The sequence below is a fragment of the Paenibacillus polymyxa genome (assembly GCF_018614975.1).
In the GTDB taxonomy this organism is placed as follows: domain Bacteria; phylum Bacillota; class Bacilli; order Paenibacillales; family Paenibacillaceae; genus Paenibacillus; species Paenibacillus polymyxa_E.
This window is the reverse complement of the sequence record NZ_JAGGNR010000012.1, coordinates 194,899-209,680: the sequence shown is the minus strand read 5'-3', so window position 1 is coordinate 209,680 and position 14,782 is coordinate 194,899. Positions and strand designations below refer to the sequence as shown.

General features: G+C 47.2%; 9 protein-coding genes. 3 read left to right on the top strand and 6 right to left on the bottom strand.

The window, feature by feature from the left end; genetic code table 11:
• Positions 1 to 54: 54 nt before the first annotated feature.
• Positions 55 to 1,227 carry an aminotransferase class I/II-fold pyridoxal phosphate-dependent enzyme gene (locus tag J7E78_RS11845; protein ID WP_215076385.1) on the top strand — a complete coding sequence of 391 codons (1,173 nt, stop codon included), beginning with the start codon at positions 55 to 57 and terminating at the stop codon, positions 1,225 to 1,227.
• Positions 1,228 to 1,322: 95 nt separating this feature from the next.
• Here J7E78_RS11845 and J7E78_RS11840 read toward each other — a convergent pair whose 3' ends face one another.
• Complete coding sequence (locus tag J7E78_RS11840; RefSeq protein ID WP_215076384.1) at positions 1,323 to 3,416, bottom strand: bacterio-opsin activator; 2,094 nt, start codon at positions 3,414 to 3,416, stop codon at positions 1,323 to 1,325.
• Positions 3,417 to 3,581: 165 nt separating this feature from the next.
• Between J7E78_RS11840 and J7E78_RS11835 the strand changes: the two genes are divergently transcribed.
• Positions 3,582 to 7,031: an S-layer homology domain-containing protein gene (locus tag J7E78_RS11835; protein ID WP_215076383.1), complete on the top strand. Its 3,450-nt coding sequence runs from the start codon at positions 3,582 to 3,584 to the stop codon at positions 7,029 to 7,031.
• A 174-nt stretch (positions 7,032 to 7,205) separates the two neighbouring features.
• Here J7E78_RS11835 and J7E78_RS11830 read toward each other — a convergent pair whose 3' ends face one another.
• From J7E78_RS11830 to J7E78_RS11810, 5 genes are all read right to left on the bottom strand, one after another.
• On the bottom strand, positions 7,206 to 9,257 hold the full coding sequence (locus J7E78_RS11830; protein ID WP_215076382.1) for an iron ABC transporter permease: 2,052 nt from the start codon (positions 9,255 to 9,257) through the stop codon (positions 7,206 to 7,208).
• Complete coding sequence (locus tag J7E78_RS11825) at positions 9,254 to 10,255, bottom strand: ABC transporter substrate-binding protein (protein ID WP_215076381.1); 1,002 nt, start codon at positions 10,253 to 10,255, stop codon at positions 9,254 to 9,256. The genes J7E78_RS11830 and J7E78_RS11825 overlap by 4 nt, the downstream gene beginning before the upstream one ends.
• A gap of 184 nt (positions 10,256 to 10,439) precedes the next feature.
• A complete protein-coding gene (locus J7E78_RS11820; RefSeq protein WP_215076380.1) occupies positions 10,440 to 10,982 on the bottom strand; it encodes a CueP family metal-binding protein in 543 nt (180 codons plus the stop codon).
• 366 nt (positions 10,983 to 11,348) lie between these two features.
• Positions 11,349 to 11,852, bottom strand: coding sequence for a GNAT family N-acetyltransferase (locus J7E78_RS11815; protein ID WP_215076379.1), 504 nt, complete (start codon positions 11,850 to 11,852; stop codon positions 11,349 to 11,351).
• Positions 11,849 to 12,412, bottom strand: coding sequence for a hypothetical protein (locus J7E78_RS11810; protein WP_215076378.1), 564 nt, complete (start codon positions 12,410 to 12,412; stop codon positions 11,849 to 11,851). Before J7E78_RS11810 ends, J7E78_RS11815 begins: the two co-directional genes overlap by 4 nt.
• A gap of 181 nt (positions 12,413 to 12,593) precedes the next feature.
• On the opposite strand from J7E78_RS11810, the gene J7E78_RS11805 reads away from it, so the two are divergent.
• On the top strand, positions 12,594 to 14,777 hold the full coding sequence (locus J7E78_RS11805) for a sensor histidine kinase (RefSeq protein WP_215076377.1): 2,184 nt from the start codon (positions 12,594 to 12,596) through the stop codon (positions 14,775 to 14,777).
• Positions 14,778 to 14,782 lie beyond the last annotated feature (5 nt).

Sequence of the window (14,782 nt, the reverse complement as noted above, 5' to 3'; positions counted from 1 at the left end):
CATTTATTATTAATGAATATGCGTACGAAGAGGATTGGAGGCTGAATCATCATTATGAACTTTGCCAAACGAATGGATCATTTCAACGAAGGAATTTTCACCCGGTTGCTGGAGATCAAACGCCGCAGACTGGAGAACGGGCAGCCCGTTATTGATCTCAGTGTGGGTACGCCGAATATACCACCTGCGCAGCATATTATAAATGCACTATGCGAGGCCGCAGCTGATCCGGCGAATTATATATATGCTGTGAATGATCAGAGTGAGTTGCTGCAAGCTACAAGCGATTGGTACAAGCAGCGCTATCAGGTCGAGTTAGACCCGGCAACACAGATCTGTTCCTTGCTCGGTTCACAGGAAGGACTGGCACATATATCCCTCTCCATTGTCGATGAAGGTGATCTGGTGTTAGTCCCTGACCCCTGCTATCCCGTCTTCGCGGATGGACCGCTACTGGCAGGTGCAGAACTGTATTATATGCCGCAAAAAGAAGAAAACGGGTATGTTATTCAGCTTCAGGATATACCGGAAGATATCGCTCAGCGAGCAAAATTCATGCTGGTCTCCTATCCCAACAATCCGACAACCGCGATGGCACCAGATCAGTTCTATCTCGACCTGATTGCCTTTGCCAAGAAGTATGATATTATCGTGCTCCACGATAATGCGTACAGTGAACTCGTATTTGACGAAAAAACTTGCGGAAGCTTCCTCGCATTCCCTGGAGCCATGGACGTTGGTGTGGAATTCAATTCCTTATCCAAGACCTATGGCCTCGCCGGGGCCAGAATCGGCTTCTGTGTAGGCAATGCAACTATCGTCTCCATGCTGAAAAAGCTGAAATCCAATATGGATTACGGGATGTTCATTCCGATTCAGAAGGCCGCGATTGCTGCGATCACAGGTGATCAAGCCGAAGTGGAAAAGGTACGGGCAACCTATGAGGAAAGACGGGACATTCTTTGCGAAGGCTTCAGCAGAATCGGATGGGAAATAACGAAGCCCCAAGCGACCATGTTTATCTGGACGAGGATTCCCGCTCATTATGAGAGTTCTGAACACTTCGCCATGGACTTGGTCAGCCGGGCAGGCGTCATCGTGACACCTGGAAGTGCCTTTGGCCCTTCGGGTGAAGGGTATATCAGACTGGCACTGGTGCAGGATCATGAGAACCTTCTCCGAGCAGTGGCTTCTGTTGAGGACAGCGGCATTCTCAGAAACATGTAGGATTAGCCAATAACGCGAGCTGCGACGGATTGAATCCGGAGCAGGCTCGCGTTTTTTGGCGGTTGTTATATGGTTATCATTCAATTACTGGCCTTTCATTTTAAAGCCATCCATCGCTGCGTGAACACATGACCCAAATGGATAAAGCCCTGCCGCGAATGGCGGTAAAACGTGGCGCGGCTCATATGTAAAGCCTCGGCCAACTCGGACTTGCGATAATTTCTATGCAGATAGCTTTCCCTAAGTATACGCTGCTCCAGATCAGTAAGCGGATAGGTCGGTGAATCAGCCTGAAGGATGCTCACGACCAACTCCCGTGCCCTCACTCCTTTGCATCCCATTGCCTGTAAAGGAACCATCTCCTCAAGTACCGTATCCTCATATAAATGTTGAAGCATTAGTCTGACCTCATCCCGGGACAAGACACGGGGTGCTTCCTGCGGGATGAAGCCTGCAGTCTGAATGTTCTGCCTTAGAATACGCTGAACCCAGACCTCAAAGGTCACCTGCCTGAAATCCAGTTCCCATACATGCATATCCTCTCTGGCATATGGCTGAGATGGCATCGTCCGCTCCTCAAATCCCAGATGAGGGAGTAACATGTTTAGTTGTCTGTCCGCAGTGGGAATGATTGCACGCAGACCGCTCATGGCATCAATTAGCCACGATTGAAACAGCATGCCACCCAGTTCCTCAGGGCGATAAGAAGACTGTTCCACGTCTACCGCAGCTAGCAGGACACATATGGTATCAGCCGCTTCAGGGGGGAGCCTGCGTGCCGAGTTGACCGTATCGCCCAGCATGTTCATATCATCAGGAGAATATCGTTCCAATATGGACAACGTTTGGTCATGTAACCAAAGTCCAGCACAGAACGCCAAAGGTACCCTGTCCGCATTCCGTATGATGCGTATCCCCTCCGGCGCATAATTAGCGATATCATCTAATAATGAAGAATACTGTCCGTTCTCGATCAGCTCCGATTGCCAATCCGAACGTGCCAGCGATTCGGCAAGAAAACGCTGTAAGTAAGGAAGATCTTCAGGTTCAAAAGACATCTGCTGCTCCACTTCCCGTTGACGTATCCCTGAGAAATCCGTATATGCATGGGACGAGGGCAATTGTTCACGGTACAGCTCCAATATGTGAGCCGCAATCTGCATTTGCAACAGTTTGTTCACTGAAGGATACCGCTCCGTAAGCAGCTCCAGTACCCGGGAACGCATCATCTGATAATCGCCGGGGTCGCGCCTCTCATAATCCTCCCTTAACATCCGGGATACCAACTGATGCAGAGAAAGGCCTCCGGCTCCAGCGTGCACACAGGATAAAGTACTCAGTGCCGTGTAGTCCAATGCACTCAGGGGATGAGTTAACAACTGGTTCAGCATCGTCTGATCCGCTGCCGGGAACAGCGACAGTATCTGCAAAGCCTCATACATATAGGGAGAGGTTGCTTCCTTGAGTAACTCTGCACTCAATATGCCGGGTATCTGTTGTGCGTAGTCCTCTCGCTCTCTTCCCTGACGTCGCAGCATGTCCACCGTTAGCGCCAGTAGCAGCGGGTGACCATCTGTTTTGTGTACGATATCCTGCTGTACGAGGGGTGGTAAGCCGCTTGACTGCACATATTCGTGAACCTCTTTGCGAGTGAAAAGCTCCAGAGTAAAAGAGTGGATCTGATTGCCCCATAAAAGATTCGTATGCCACTGAATGGGCAGACCTGTCCGCGAAGCCACAATAAACAAGAATTCACTTGCTGCAAGCAGCGGAAGAAAGCTCGATAACAGCCAGCTATCGATCCGATCTATTGTTTCACAGTTATCAATAATCACGACAGTCCGTTGACGAGTCAGCTCTTCAACAACATGTGCAAGAAGTGGTGAACCTGCGGCACGTGTTCGACCATACTCCATTTCCAAACTCATCTCCAGATGAGACAGAAAAGCGCGCGGCGTCTGCAGGCAGAACTGTCCATCCATCCACAAGGTAACCGTTGAACATCGCCTGGCCTCTGCCGCCATCTCCGTGAGGAGTGTCGTCTTGCCAATGCCTCCAATTCCTGAAATTGAAAATATTTGTGAATTAACATCAGGTGAAGCAAGCCAATTGGATAACACCTCCAATTGCTGAGTCAAACCGACAATACACGGCTTGTGGGAATTCCGGTCCACTGATCTAAGATTCATGCTGCACACTACTTTCCATTCAAATTTGAAACAAAAACGAGACACCGCATTTCTTATAATATACTATACTATTTCTTGATTGGCATAGACTGTTCCGGTTCCTCACATGCTTATCCATTCAATAATAGTTTCATTACTGCAAACCAAAGGGGATGTGAAGTGTAAATGAAGAAACGTTTATCCATGATGAAAATCCTGCTTGTACTCATCATGATCGCGGGACAAATGGGAGTGTACAGCTCTGTGAATGCAGAAGGAGAACCTGACGGGCCAAATGTCATTCCTCCGGTTGAAAACGGCTGGGTCCAGGTATCTACCAAAGAACAGCTTGTATACATGAACCAAAATCAGGAGCTTTATCTGGCAGAGAGCATTCGCCTGACTGGGGATATCGACTTGACGGGAATAGACTGGATTCCGTTTGGAGGCAATGACTACGTTCCGTTCAGTGGAACGTTTGATGGACAGGGGCATTGGATCACTGGCTTGGAGATAAACAACGACACACGATTGTCCAATGGATTTTTTGGTCAAGCCAACGGCCGTATTCAATATATTAACCTGAGGGCAGATATTAAAGGTGGCTCCAATACAGGTGCACTTGTTGGCTTTCAATCCGGGGGAAGTATTGATTATGTTTATACGGAAGGAACTGTACGAAGCGGGCACATCTCCAAAAGGGTCACCCCTACAGGGGGCATCGTAGGATTACTGAACAATGCACAGCTGTCTCACTCTTCCTCCGCTGCTTTCGTTACAGTAGGCGAATCTGACAATTTGCATGGAGGTGGACTTATAGGTTCCCTGGTAACGGGCCGCATAAGCGAATCCTACTTTACCGGTAATCTAGCTAACGAGCCTGTCAAGGACCATCCTATCTCCCATGTATATGCTGGAGGAATTGTAGGTTATCAGTTAAGCATCTCAGATGAATACAATATCCTCAAAAATACATATTCAACTGGCGCGATCTCCACGCTGAATCCGAGAAGTTACTCCCAATGGGGTGCGATCGGTGGATATGTCTACAAAACAAACATAACGGATACATACTACGACACGATGACGACGGGGATGGTGGTGGGAGCAAGTGATCCTTATCAAAGCACAATTGAGATCTATGGGAAAACAACAGCAGAAATGAAGCAGCAGGCCACTTATACCGGATGGGATTTTACAAATACCTGGAACATTCATCCTGCGATCAACAATGGCTATCCTTATCTGCGCCCTGCCATATTAACAACCGAGCTGCCTCAGGCGGTTCAGAATGAATCCTATTCCATGGACCTGGCAGGTTATGATGGAGCGCGCGCAGGACTTACCTGGACCGCCTCCGGACTTCCCCAAGGATTAAGCTTGAGCCCTTCTGGTGAGCTGGACGGTACACCGACACAATCCGGCACGTACACCGTAAAACTCTCGCTACTGGATGGCGGCTCTGCCACAACTGAACGTGTTCTGCAACTTGTCATTGTTATGAAGGCTCCAGGCATTGCGGATGCATCGGTTCAGCCCGGACTAGAGGTGGGCGCAACAAGCATTACAGCAGCGCCGACGCAAACGGGTCATTCCTTTGCCTATATGTTGGATCGTACGGACAGCACTCCTCCATCGGTTGGGGATGCACTGCCTGAGGGTGCGGCAACCTATATTTCAGGTGCCGATATTCCTGGTACAAGTCCAGGGCAGGCTGTGGACCTCTTTGAAGTGACAGAAGATGAAAATACGGGGAACTATCGCATTCAGGCGTGGCAGCGCTTCACGCTGGAACAAAAGCACATTCGTCAGTTCGTTCCGGTTAACGGTCTTCATCTGGAGCCATCTCAACTGGACCTGACCTCTGGTGGGCCCTCGGCTAAACTGACAGCAATCATTGATCCAGAAGACACTACAAACAAGACCATTCACTGGAGCTCCAGTAATGAGGCTGTCGCCACCGTTGATCAGCATGGTGAGATCCAGCCTGTGGCTGCAGGTACAGCCATTATTACGGTTACATCTGAAGATGGCTCCCATACAGCAACGGCAACCATCACTGTACTTCCCCAAGCTGGAACAATTACCGGGTCTGTATATGGTACAGAAATGACTCCACTGGAGGGGGTCTCCGTTTCTGTGGACAGCATCGGTGTATTTACGGACAGCCAGGGGCATTTTACACTGGAACAGATTCCTGTAGGAACCCGTACCCTTATTGTACGTGCAAAAGGCTATGATACCTCTGAACGAAGCGTCGAAGTACTGGCAGAGCAAGCCGTGGATACGGGCATCATTACATTAAAGCCTCTTGCTACACCGCAGCCCGAGCCGCAACCATCACCGGGTACAACTCCAGCACCTTCACCAGCTTCTGGATCGGAATCGTTCTCAGGGTTCCCAAATGTTTTGCCGTCGGCCGAAAATCCAGCTACAGTCAAGCTTGAAATTAACGGTCTGAACATCAAATCAACAGCCTCAACTGAGATAGCTCCTGACGGTCAGACTGCAATCCGACTAAAACCTGATACAGCTTCTCTCATGCAAGCCTTCAGTGGTGCAGAAGCGGGAATACTGATCCGCTTCAGTACGGAATCCCCTGTCGTTTTCCTGGATCTGCCGGGTAAGTTACTGCGGAATATGATGCAAAAGCAGCCGGATATCAGTGTAACCTTCGAGGTCAATGGTGCGAGCTATGAGTTGTCGCTAAACATGTTACCGCCATTGGCTGACAACATGGTTGTTACCATGGGCATCGGTAAAGCCTCTCCCAGCACCATCAGCATCCTGAATGCTACGGTGGCGAAGCAAGGCTATGAACTCATCGGCACTCCTATGAAGTTCACCTTGTATATTGACGGGAAGCAGACAGAACATTCTAATCATGAATATAGCAAACGAATCCTTCCACTCCCTTCAGAGGCTGATCCCGCCACATCAACAGCCGTGTGGATCGATGCAGAGAATCAGATGCATTTTGTTCCTTCCCTGTTCACAAAGGATGACCAGCAGGCACAAGCCATCCTCTCCACACCCCATAACAGCATGTTTGCAGTCGTATCAGCAAATCATGCGTTTGCGGACATGAAGGATCATTGGGGACGATCCGACGTCGAAATGCTTGCGAACAAATTCATTATTGAGGGTGTAAATGATGACACCTTTGCTCCAGAGAAGCCGGTTACACGTGCCGAATTCGCGGCATTGCTTGTCCGTTCCCTTGGATTGCCTGAGCACCAGCCAACATCAATATTTGCCGATATCCCATCAGCGCAATGGTATGCTGGAGCTGTAGGAACTGCACAGGCTGCAGGCTTAATCAACGGTTACGGTGATGGCTTGTTTAGACCGGAGGCATCCATTACCCGTGAACAAATGGCCGTAATTCTCGTCCGTGCATTGGATTTTGCAAAATTGAAGCCTCAGCCGAACACGGATGGACTGGAGGTGTTGACCGATCGAACCACTCTTTCAGCGTGGGCTTCCGAACCGGTATCCATTTTACTGGAAGCAGGCTTGATGCAAGGTACGCCAACCAACAGGTTTTTACCCAAAGAAATGGCAACCCGAGCTCAGAGTGCGGCAGTATTGAACCGACTGCTGCAATATATGAAGTTTATCGACAGCCCACAGTAGCCGATGTTTTTATATATTATCTAAGAGTGGTTCGTCAATATAGATACGGGGAAGAAGGCGACCATGGCACCGTTACTATAGTAAAATAAACGCCGAAAAGCCCGCTGCATGAATGATGCATGAGCGGGCTTTTTTCACTCCAAATCCTGCACTGTGTCTTTAAATACCAACCATTTACTTCATCGACTTGCGCCAGTTGGAACGATACATCAGATACAGGAAATACGGTGTTCCAATGATTGCAATGAGTATGCCTGATGGAATCTCTGTCGGTGCCATGACGGTTCTGCCGATTGTATCGGCGAGCACCAGCATGACTGCACCCGCTAATGCGGAGAGGAACATGGATCGTCTTAACTTATTCCCCGTCAGTAAGCGTACCATATGTGGTGCAATCAGGCCGATAAAACCAACGGTCCCTACACAAGCAACCGCACCTGCTGCAAGTAATACACCAACTGTCATAGCTAATAAGCGTGTACGACGTACTCCGAGACCAAGCCCGGATGCACTATTGTCATCGAATACCAGCAGTTCGAACCTGCGTGCCAGCCACCAAGCTACCGGTACCAGAATAACTAAAAATAATCCGATAACCCTCACCTGTTCCCAGGTACGAGCATAGGTGCTTCCTGTCAGCCAGATATATCCGCTGCTACCGTATACCGCACCACGGACAATCAGTATCTGTATACCGGCTCCAGCAATGGCAGACATCGCGATCCCTAGCAACACAACCGCAGATGGATTCAGTCCTTTCTTCCAAGAGAGGGAGAACACAACCACTGCGGCAATGGCGGCACCAACAATTGCCGCGATCGGCAGCAAGTATATCGGAAGACCCGGCCATAAGATGATGACCATCATCGCTCCAAGCCCTGCACCAGAGGACACACCAACAATTGAAGCATCTGCCAGTGGGTTACGTACCGCCATCTGAATGAGCACACCACTGATTGCCAGTGCAGCTCCTGCACCTGCGGCAACAAGTGTACGCGGAATCCGAAGCTGAATTAACGCGGAGAATGGTCCATCCGATTGGAACAGACTCGGTAACCAATCGGCCAAGGGAATTCGCATACCGCCAAACATCGTACTGAGCAAGATAAGCACGACCGTTATAACTGAGAATAATACAGCCATCGGGCCAAATGCAAAGCGACGCGCAGCTCCTCCTGTGCTCATTGAAGTAGACATGCCTGATCCGTTCGCAGCCTTCATGCGTGTAAGAACAAGCCAGATGAGCCACGGTGCACCAATGATCGCCATAACGGCACCTGTCGGCAGCTCCATGCTTGAGTTATGCACCATCTTGGCGAGGACATCTGCTCCAACCAGGAGCGCTGCGCCCCATATGAACACACCGGGTAACAGTAATCGATTAGAACGTACACCACTCAATCGAACCAGATGAGGTGCAACCAGTCCCACGAAGCCAATCGGCCCAATTACACTAACAATCACGGCGGCCAGCAATACAGCAAGAATTAACCCTCCTGCACGAGCCAATGCAACCTTTTGTCCCAGGGAAGAAGCCGTTGATTCATCCAACTCCAGCATATCCCACTGTCTAGACAGGACTAACGCGAGAAGGGTAATACCAACCACCCAAGGCAAAGCATAAAACACACCACTCCAGTCATTCTGGACAAGTGTTCCAGAGCCCCAAAGGAACAACCCTTGTGTCTCCATGGAGAAAAAAATATGTAATGCACTCGTAAATGAACCAAGCACCATCGATACAATCATACCGGACAACGCAAGTCGAACCGGGCTTGATGTTCGTCCGCCGCCCATGAAATAAGCCGCAAATGCTGCCAGTAAACCACCTAGTGCTGCGAAAAGAAAAGGTGACTGACTTAACACGCTTGGAAAAGCGATAGCTCCCAGCACCACCACAAAGTATGCTCCTGCATTAATACCCAGCGTATCTGAAGCAGCCAATGGATTACGAGTAATCGTTTGCAGCAAAGCACCCGCAACAGCCAGTGCACCACCCGCAAGAATACCGATCACTGTACGCGGCATACGCAAGTCCCAGACCATATTGTGCTCTAATGAATCCTGTCTGCCTGTAAGAGCGTCCCAAACGACATGCAAAGGAATGGAAGCTTCTCCATAACATAGACTTACAAAAAAAAGCACGATGAGAGCGGTTAGACCGCCCCCATATATGCTTATTGTGCGCCAATTCATTGCTGGCTTAGATCCTTGAACCGAACTCATTTGGTAATCGCCTCGACTACCCCATCAACCAATACTTTGGAGGAGATCGGTCCACCAAATGTCCATGTTGTGCTATCGAGTTGATATGTGCGTTTTTCCTTCACAAAGTTCAGTCCGTTCCAAACCGAGTTATCTTTCATTGCTGTGCCAAAGACGTCATCGTCTGGCTGTGTAATATAAATGAAGTTACTGTCCTTCACATCGGTTAAGGATTCAATACCTACTGTAGAGAAGCCATAGTTCTCAACTTTGTCCGGCTGCCAGTCGTTAACCAGTCCGATTTTGTCCAATGTACCAATCACAACCGAGTTATCGGTAAACATACGCAGGCTGACTGCATTTTGATATGTGAACGCTTGTGTCAGTGCAAAGTTGAAGTTTTCTTTCCCCGCAGCAGCCAGTTTTTCTTTGGCTTCTACATAGTGCTGATCGAGATCACTAAGAACTTGTTTTGCTTTGTCTTCTTTACCCAGAGCTGTTGCAATGTTATTAAAAATCTCTGTCATCTTGTCATAATTATAGCCATCGCCATCATACGGATCATATTCAATCGTTGGTGCAATTGCATTCAGCTGATCGTAGACCGCTGTGTTATTATCTGCATTAGCAATGATGAGATCTGGCTTCAATGCAGCAATAGCTTCCAGATTCGGTTCACTGCGTGTTCCGATATCCGTTACACTGTCATCCAGTGCTGCTTCGGATGTTACCCACACTTTATAGTTAGCGTTATCTGCATTACCTACTGGTTGAACACCCAAGGCAACGACATCTTCCGTATATGTCCATTCAAGTGTAACGACACGTTCTGCTGGCTTGTCCAGCTTAAGCTCTCCACGTTTATGCTTCACGGTAACAGGACCTGCTGTCTCTTCAGCCGGAGCACTACCCGAGCCACTACCTTGACTTGTATCTGTTGTAGTCGTGGTTTTACCACAACCCGCCAAAACCAGCACAAAGGCCAGCATAATCAACAGTCCATTCAACCCTTTTTTCATATTTCTTTTCTCCCCTGTTAATATGTATTTATATGATAACAATTATCATTATCATTATTGGATTATGCCGTAGGAATTGATTTTTGTCAATGCAAAGTACCTTATTCCAACTCTTTTATGCAATAAAAAAAGGAAAGGGATAGCTAAACTGCCATCCTTCCCTCCTATTGCTTGCCTGTTTGCTTTAACTCAACTGCATCGTAGTGATGCATGTGTTATCATTTTCATAAGTAGACAATTGCGTTTCTGCAACCTTTCCATCTCGAACAATACGAATCAGATAGGTTCTGTCTCTAGGCACCCAAAAATCCATAAATCCGTTTGCACCAGACTTCATCACTTCATCTTTCATAAAAGTGTTGCCTTGAGAATCGTGAATGGTAACGCTGAATTCCTTATTGCTCATTTCCCCCTGACAACCAGTCAAGCTATGAATTGCACAGGGATGGGTCTGGTCCACATAGGGTGCAATCGAAAGGAAAAATTCATTTTCAGGCAAATCATATGTAGTGGTCTTTTTATCCTGATCGGTGACAATTAACTGTTTGGCATTAATAGAGGCAGATTCCGGTGTCTCTTTTCCTGTGCTGATATTTTCTACCAGTTTTCGGATGTTCGGCGCATTGGCTGTACCCGCCTCTTCCTTGCCCGTATTGCTTGCAAACAGGTAGGTTCCGATCACAATTACAACTGCAACACTTGCAATGATCCACATTTGTTTCTTCATCTGGAGGCCATCTCCTCGTCCGTTTTCCTTAAGTATAATTCATTACATACGATTCTGGACTTAAACGATATGCATTTCACCAGATATTCACATATATGTTCTGATTCGGATGACTATAATGGACACGCCAACCAAAAAAGAAGCAAGCAGCTCACATATTGTGTGATCTGTGTGCTTCTTTCATCGTTTGGGGAGGATGAGACTACTTCACAGCAGCAGCGGTTGTGTTCACTCGCAATTGCTCATTCAATTTCAGAACATTTTCGATGCGAAAAATTTTACCGCGTGTATCTTCTTTTATGCTAGGGCGCATAGGTACCATGTTAACTCACCTCCTTTCAAATCAATTTTAATGAGCTCAACGTGTTAAACGGCTGTTTTAATTTTCAGATAAACCAACAATGAATCCAGCTCTGCCGTATACACATGTTCTGTTCTTCCGTTAAGCTCCTGTGTATCCGTGTGTCTGGAAAACTTGCTGTATAACCTGTTAACGTAACGGTTATTAGCCACGGCGTGAAATTGTAACGTTTGAATCTCGTCATTTTCCTGACAGATCTGTAGCACCAGATCACGGAAGCCGGCGAAAAATACTCTGCTGCTGCGATGTGGCTTCGCCAGCATGACCGAATCAATAAAAGCCGTCTTTCGATCTTCGGTATAACGATACTGCCCGAAACCACCCAATCGCCCCTGCTCATCATCAAGCAACAATAGCCGAGAGTGCAGCAAGGTACTGATAAGATGCGACAATGCGTCATGCAACATGTATTGTTCATCAAACTCCTCACTGTTTGCCAGATAAAAACGAGCAAACCGGGCATAGTCTGCATCCTGCAATACTTCGTGTGATTTGGCTTGCAGCATCATGGTGTGACCTCCTTATCACGAGATCCCTTCACCCTTGACACTCGATGAAAATAGGAAAGGTATGCCCGAAGTTCAGAAAGGTATATTGCATAAGCGTCTATAGATCCTCCATATTCACTTTCTGTGCTTCCGATTCGCTTTGCAAATTTGGAGAACAGTCTTTGGTTAATCCGATCTTTAACAGCCCAAAAGCGCATTTCCTGAACCGATTCTATCTCTTCTTGTTCGTCAATATGTTGGAGGAGGAACTGCAAAGCTTCTACCATAAGTCTGCTTCCACGATACTCTTCCTTTATGAAGGCTATTTGGAGCTGAATGACATGACGATCCTCGTAATCATGCTCCCCTGTGCCATGGATATAACCCAGTGCTCCTGCGATTTCATCCTGATCATCAAAACACAAAATCGCTCCACCTCCCATCAAGAGTGGACTGGATATATAGCTGAGTGTGACCGGAAAGTTATATGGCATATTCAGTTTCTTGTAATGAGCCAGCAAAAAATCCATATAACGATGCTGGTACATATAGGTCGAACAGATGGAGAAGTAACGACTCATGAACATGCTTCCTTTCTGTTGCCGGGACTTTCTCCCTAAAGATGATGTGGTCTATTGTACTTAGGTTAGTTTAAGTTTTGTTTAAGTCCGGGATAATTCGTCAAATTTCTTCTTTCTGCAAATGAAGGATCACTCTATAATATAGTTATCTTATCCTAGCCCTAGCCGGAGGTCACCCTAGATGAAGTTTATGAATTCCGTTCGTGGCCACATTGGAAAGCAACCATTGCTATTCACCATCCTGTTCGTTCTTGTAATCACTATAGTGCTCCTCGTCATCCATGCGACCAATTCAACCAATACCTCAGCTGCAGCTGAGTCCACTCCCCTCCATACTTCCAGGAATGGAGTTCTTGATCTGTCCCGTTGGTCTGGTTCGACCACTTCTGTCATGCCTCTGGATGGAGATTGGGAATTTTACTGGCAGCAACTGCTGGAACCCATTGATTTTCACTCTTCTTCCAAATCTGAGCCTGCACCGACTTTCGAACAAGTGCCGGAAGCTTGGACAACGTATCGCATGGCAAATGATAAAGTCCTCCCCAACAGCGGGTATGCGACCTATAGACTCCGCCTTGTACTTCCTGATGAGACGTTAAAAGGATCCACACTTGCCATCTATCCCAAAAGTATCGCCTCGGCCTACCGGATCTGGATTAACGGTCAATTTAAGGGGGGTCATGGTATCGTCGGGACCAGCCTTTCCAATGAGAAAGCAAAGAGCTTTCCCAACGTTATCTATTTTGAAACTGAATCAAAATGGAATGAAATCATCATTCAAGTCTCCAACTTCTCTCAAAGGAATGCGGGTATCTGGCAGAGCATGGAGCTTGGAACAGCAGAAAGTATCTCCTGGATCCGTCTATTACGTGTATCAGCACAGTCATGTATCGTTGGAATTTTTCTAGTTATGGCATTATATTATGGTCTTGTGTATCTCAACCGAAGAAAAGAGATATCGGCCCTGTTATACAGTATGCTCTGCCTGTCTGTTGGCGTACGCACGGTGGTTCTTGGCGAATCGACTGCCCTCTACCTGATTCCTGACATGCCATGGGAATGGGCAGTAAAAGCCGAATACATATCTGTTGCCACGACCGCTTTACTATTAATTCTGTTCATTAATAGAGAACACCCTAAGGAATCCATACCTTGGATATCCAAAATAGCAGGATTCATCCTACCTTGCTTCATTTTGTTGTTTCTCCTGACACCTGCCCGCGTGTACACATACTATTTAACACCTTTTGCTTGGGGGGTGCTGTTTCCGTCGTTGGTTTATACGCTATGTATGTATGTCAAGTCAGTCTTCAGACGAAAAAAAGGTTCCGTAATAAGCATGATCGGTTTTTTATTTTTCATGGCTTTTGCCTTAAATGATATGTTATTTTATACGGTTCACTTGCCCACAGAGGATATGCTCTCTGTTGGATTGCTCATCTTTTTATTAACACAAGCGTATAATCTGACTTCCCGCTTCTCAAGAGCATTACAGCGAACGGAACATTTGTCTTCCCAGCTTCAGCGAACAAACCAGCAGTTGGAACGAACCGTAGAGGAACGAACACGTTCATTGCGACAAAGTAATGGAGAGCTTCAGCAGGCCAATCAAAAAATGGCTGAATTCGAATTATTTCGTGTTCGACTGCTGTCCAATATATCTCATGAATTGAGCACACCCATCACATCCATCAAAGGGTTCGCCAAAGCACTGAGGGATGGTATTATCACTACAGAGGCACCAAAGTATATTAACCGAATCTATACACGCTCTCTGCTTTTGGAACGCATGATTCACGATCTGATTGAACTAACGAAGTTGGAGACCAACCAGATCCAGTTTCATATGCAGGACGTACATCTGCTATCATACGTGCAGGAGCTGTTTCAGAAATACGAATGGGAAGTGGAGGAACAGGGGATTCATTACCGCCTCGAACTTCCTGAAGAACCCGAATCGCAGTTGTGGAGGGCACAGTTGGATCCAATACGGATTGAACAAGTCCTGTCTAATCTCATCTCTAATGCGCTGAGGTTTACCCCTCCTTCAGGAACAATACAATTGCGTCTATCTCTTGAAGAAACACCTCAAACCGAAACCGGGTTCACAGCATGGATGTACGTTAAGGATACGGGTATTGGCATTCCACCTGAATGGCATGAACAGATCTTTGAACGATTTGGACAGGCTCAACAACAACAACAACAACAACAACAACCGGATCGAGATCATAAAGGTTCTGGATTGGGGCTCGCCATTTGCAAAGAGATTATGTACTATCATAACGGGCATATTGGTGTAACCAGTGAGCCGGGCTCCGGCAGTGAATTTTCTATTCAACTGCCCGCATGGAAAGGAGGGTGACTTTG

Bases quoted from the DNA above. Each gene is read 5' to 3' on its own strand.
- J7E78_RS11805 (WP_215076377.1), top strand. From the start codon at position 12,594: ATGAAGTTTATGAATTCCGTTCGTGGCCACATTGGAAAGCAACCATTG.
- J7E78_RS11815 (WP_215076379.1), bottom strand. From the start codon at position 11,852: ATGATGCTGCAAGCCAAATCACACGAAGTATTGCAGGATGCAGACTAT.
- J7E78_RS11840 (WP_215076384.1), bottom strand. From the start codon at position 3,416: ATGAATCTTAGATCAGTGGACCGGAATTCCCACAAGCCGTGTATTGTC.
- J7E78_RS11825 (WP_215076381.1), bottom strand. From the start codon at position 10,255: ATGAAAAAAGGGTTGAATGGACTGTTGATTATGCTGGCCTTTGTGCTG.
- J7E78_RS11810 (WP_215076378.1), bottom strand. From the start codon at position 12,412: ATGAGTCGTTACTTCTCCATCTGTTCGACCTATATGTACCAGCATCGT.
- J7E78_RS11835 (WP_215076383.1), top strand. From the start codon at position 3,582: ATGAAGAAACGTTTATCCATGATGAAAATCCTGCTTGTACTCATCATG.
- J7E78_RS11845 (WP_215076385.1), top strand. From the start codon at position 55: ATGAACTTTGCCAAACGAATGGATCATTTCAACGAAGGAATTTTCACC.
- J7E78_RS11820 (WP_215076380.1), bottom strand. From the start codon at position 10,982: ATGAAGAAACAAATGTGGATCATTGCAAGTGTTGCAGTTGTAATTGTG.
- J7E78_RS11830 (WP_215076382.1), bottom strand. From the start codon at position 9,257: ATGAGTTCGGTTCAAGGATCTAAGCCAGCAATGAATTGGCGCACAATA.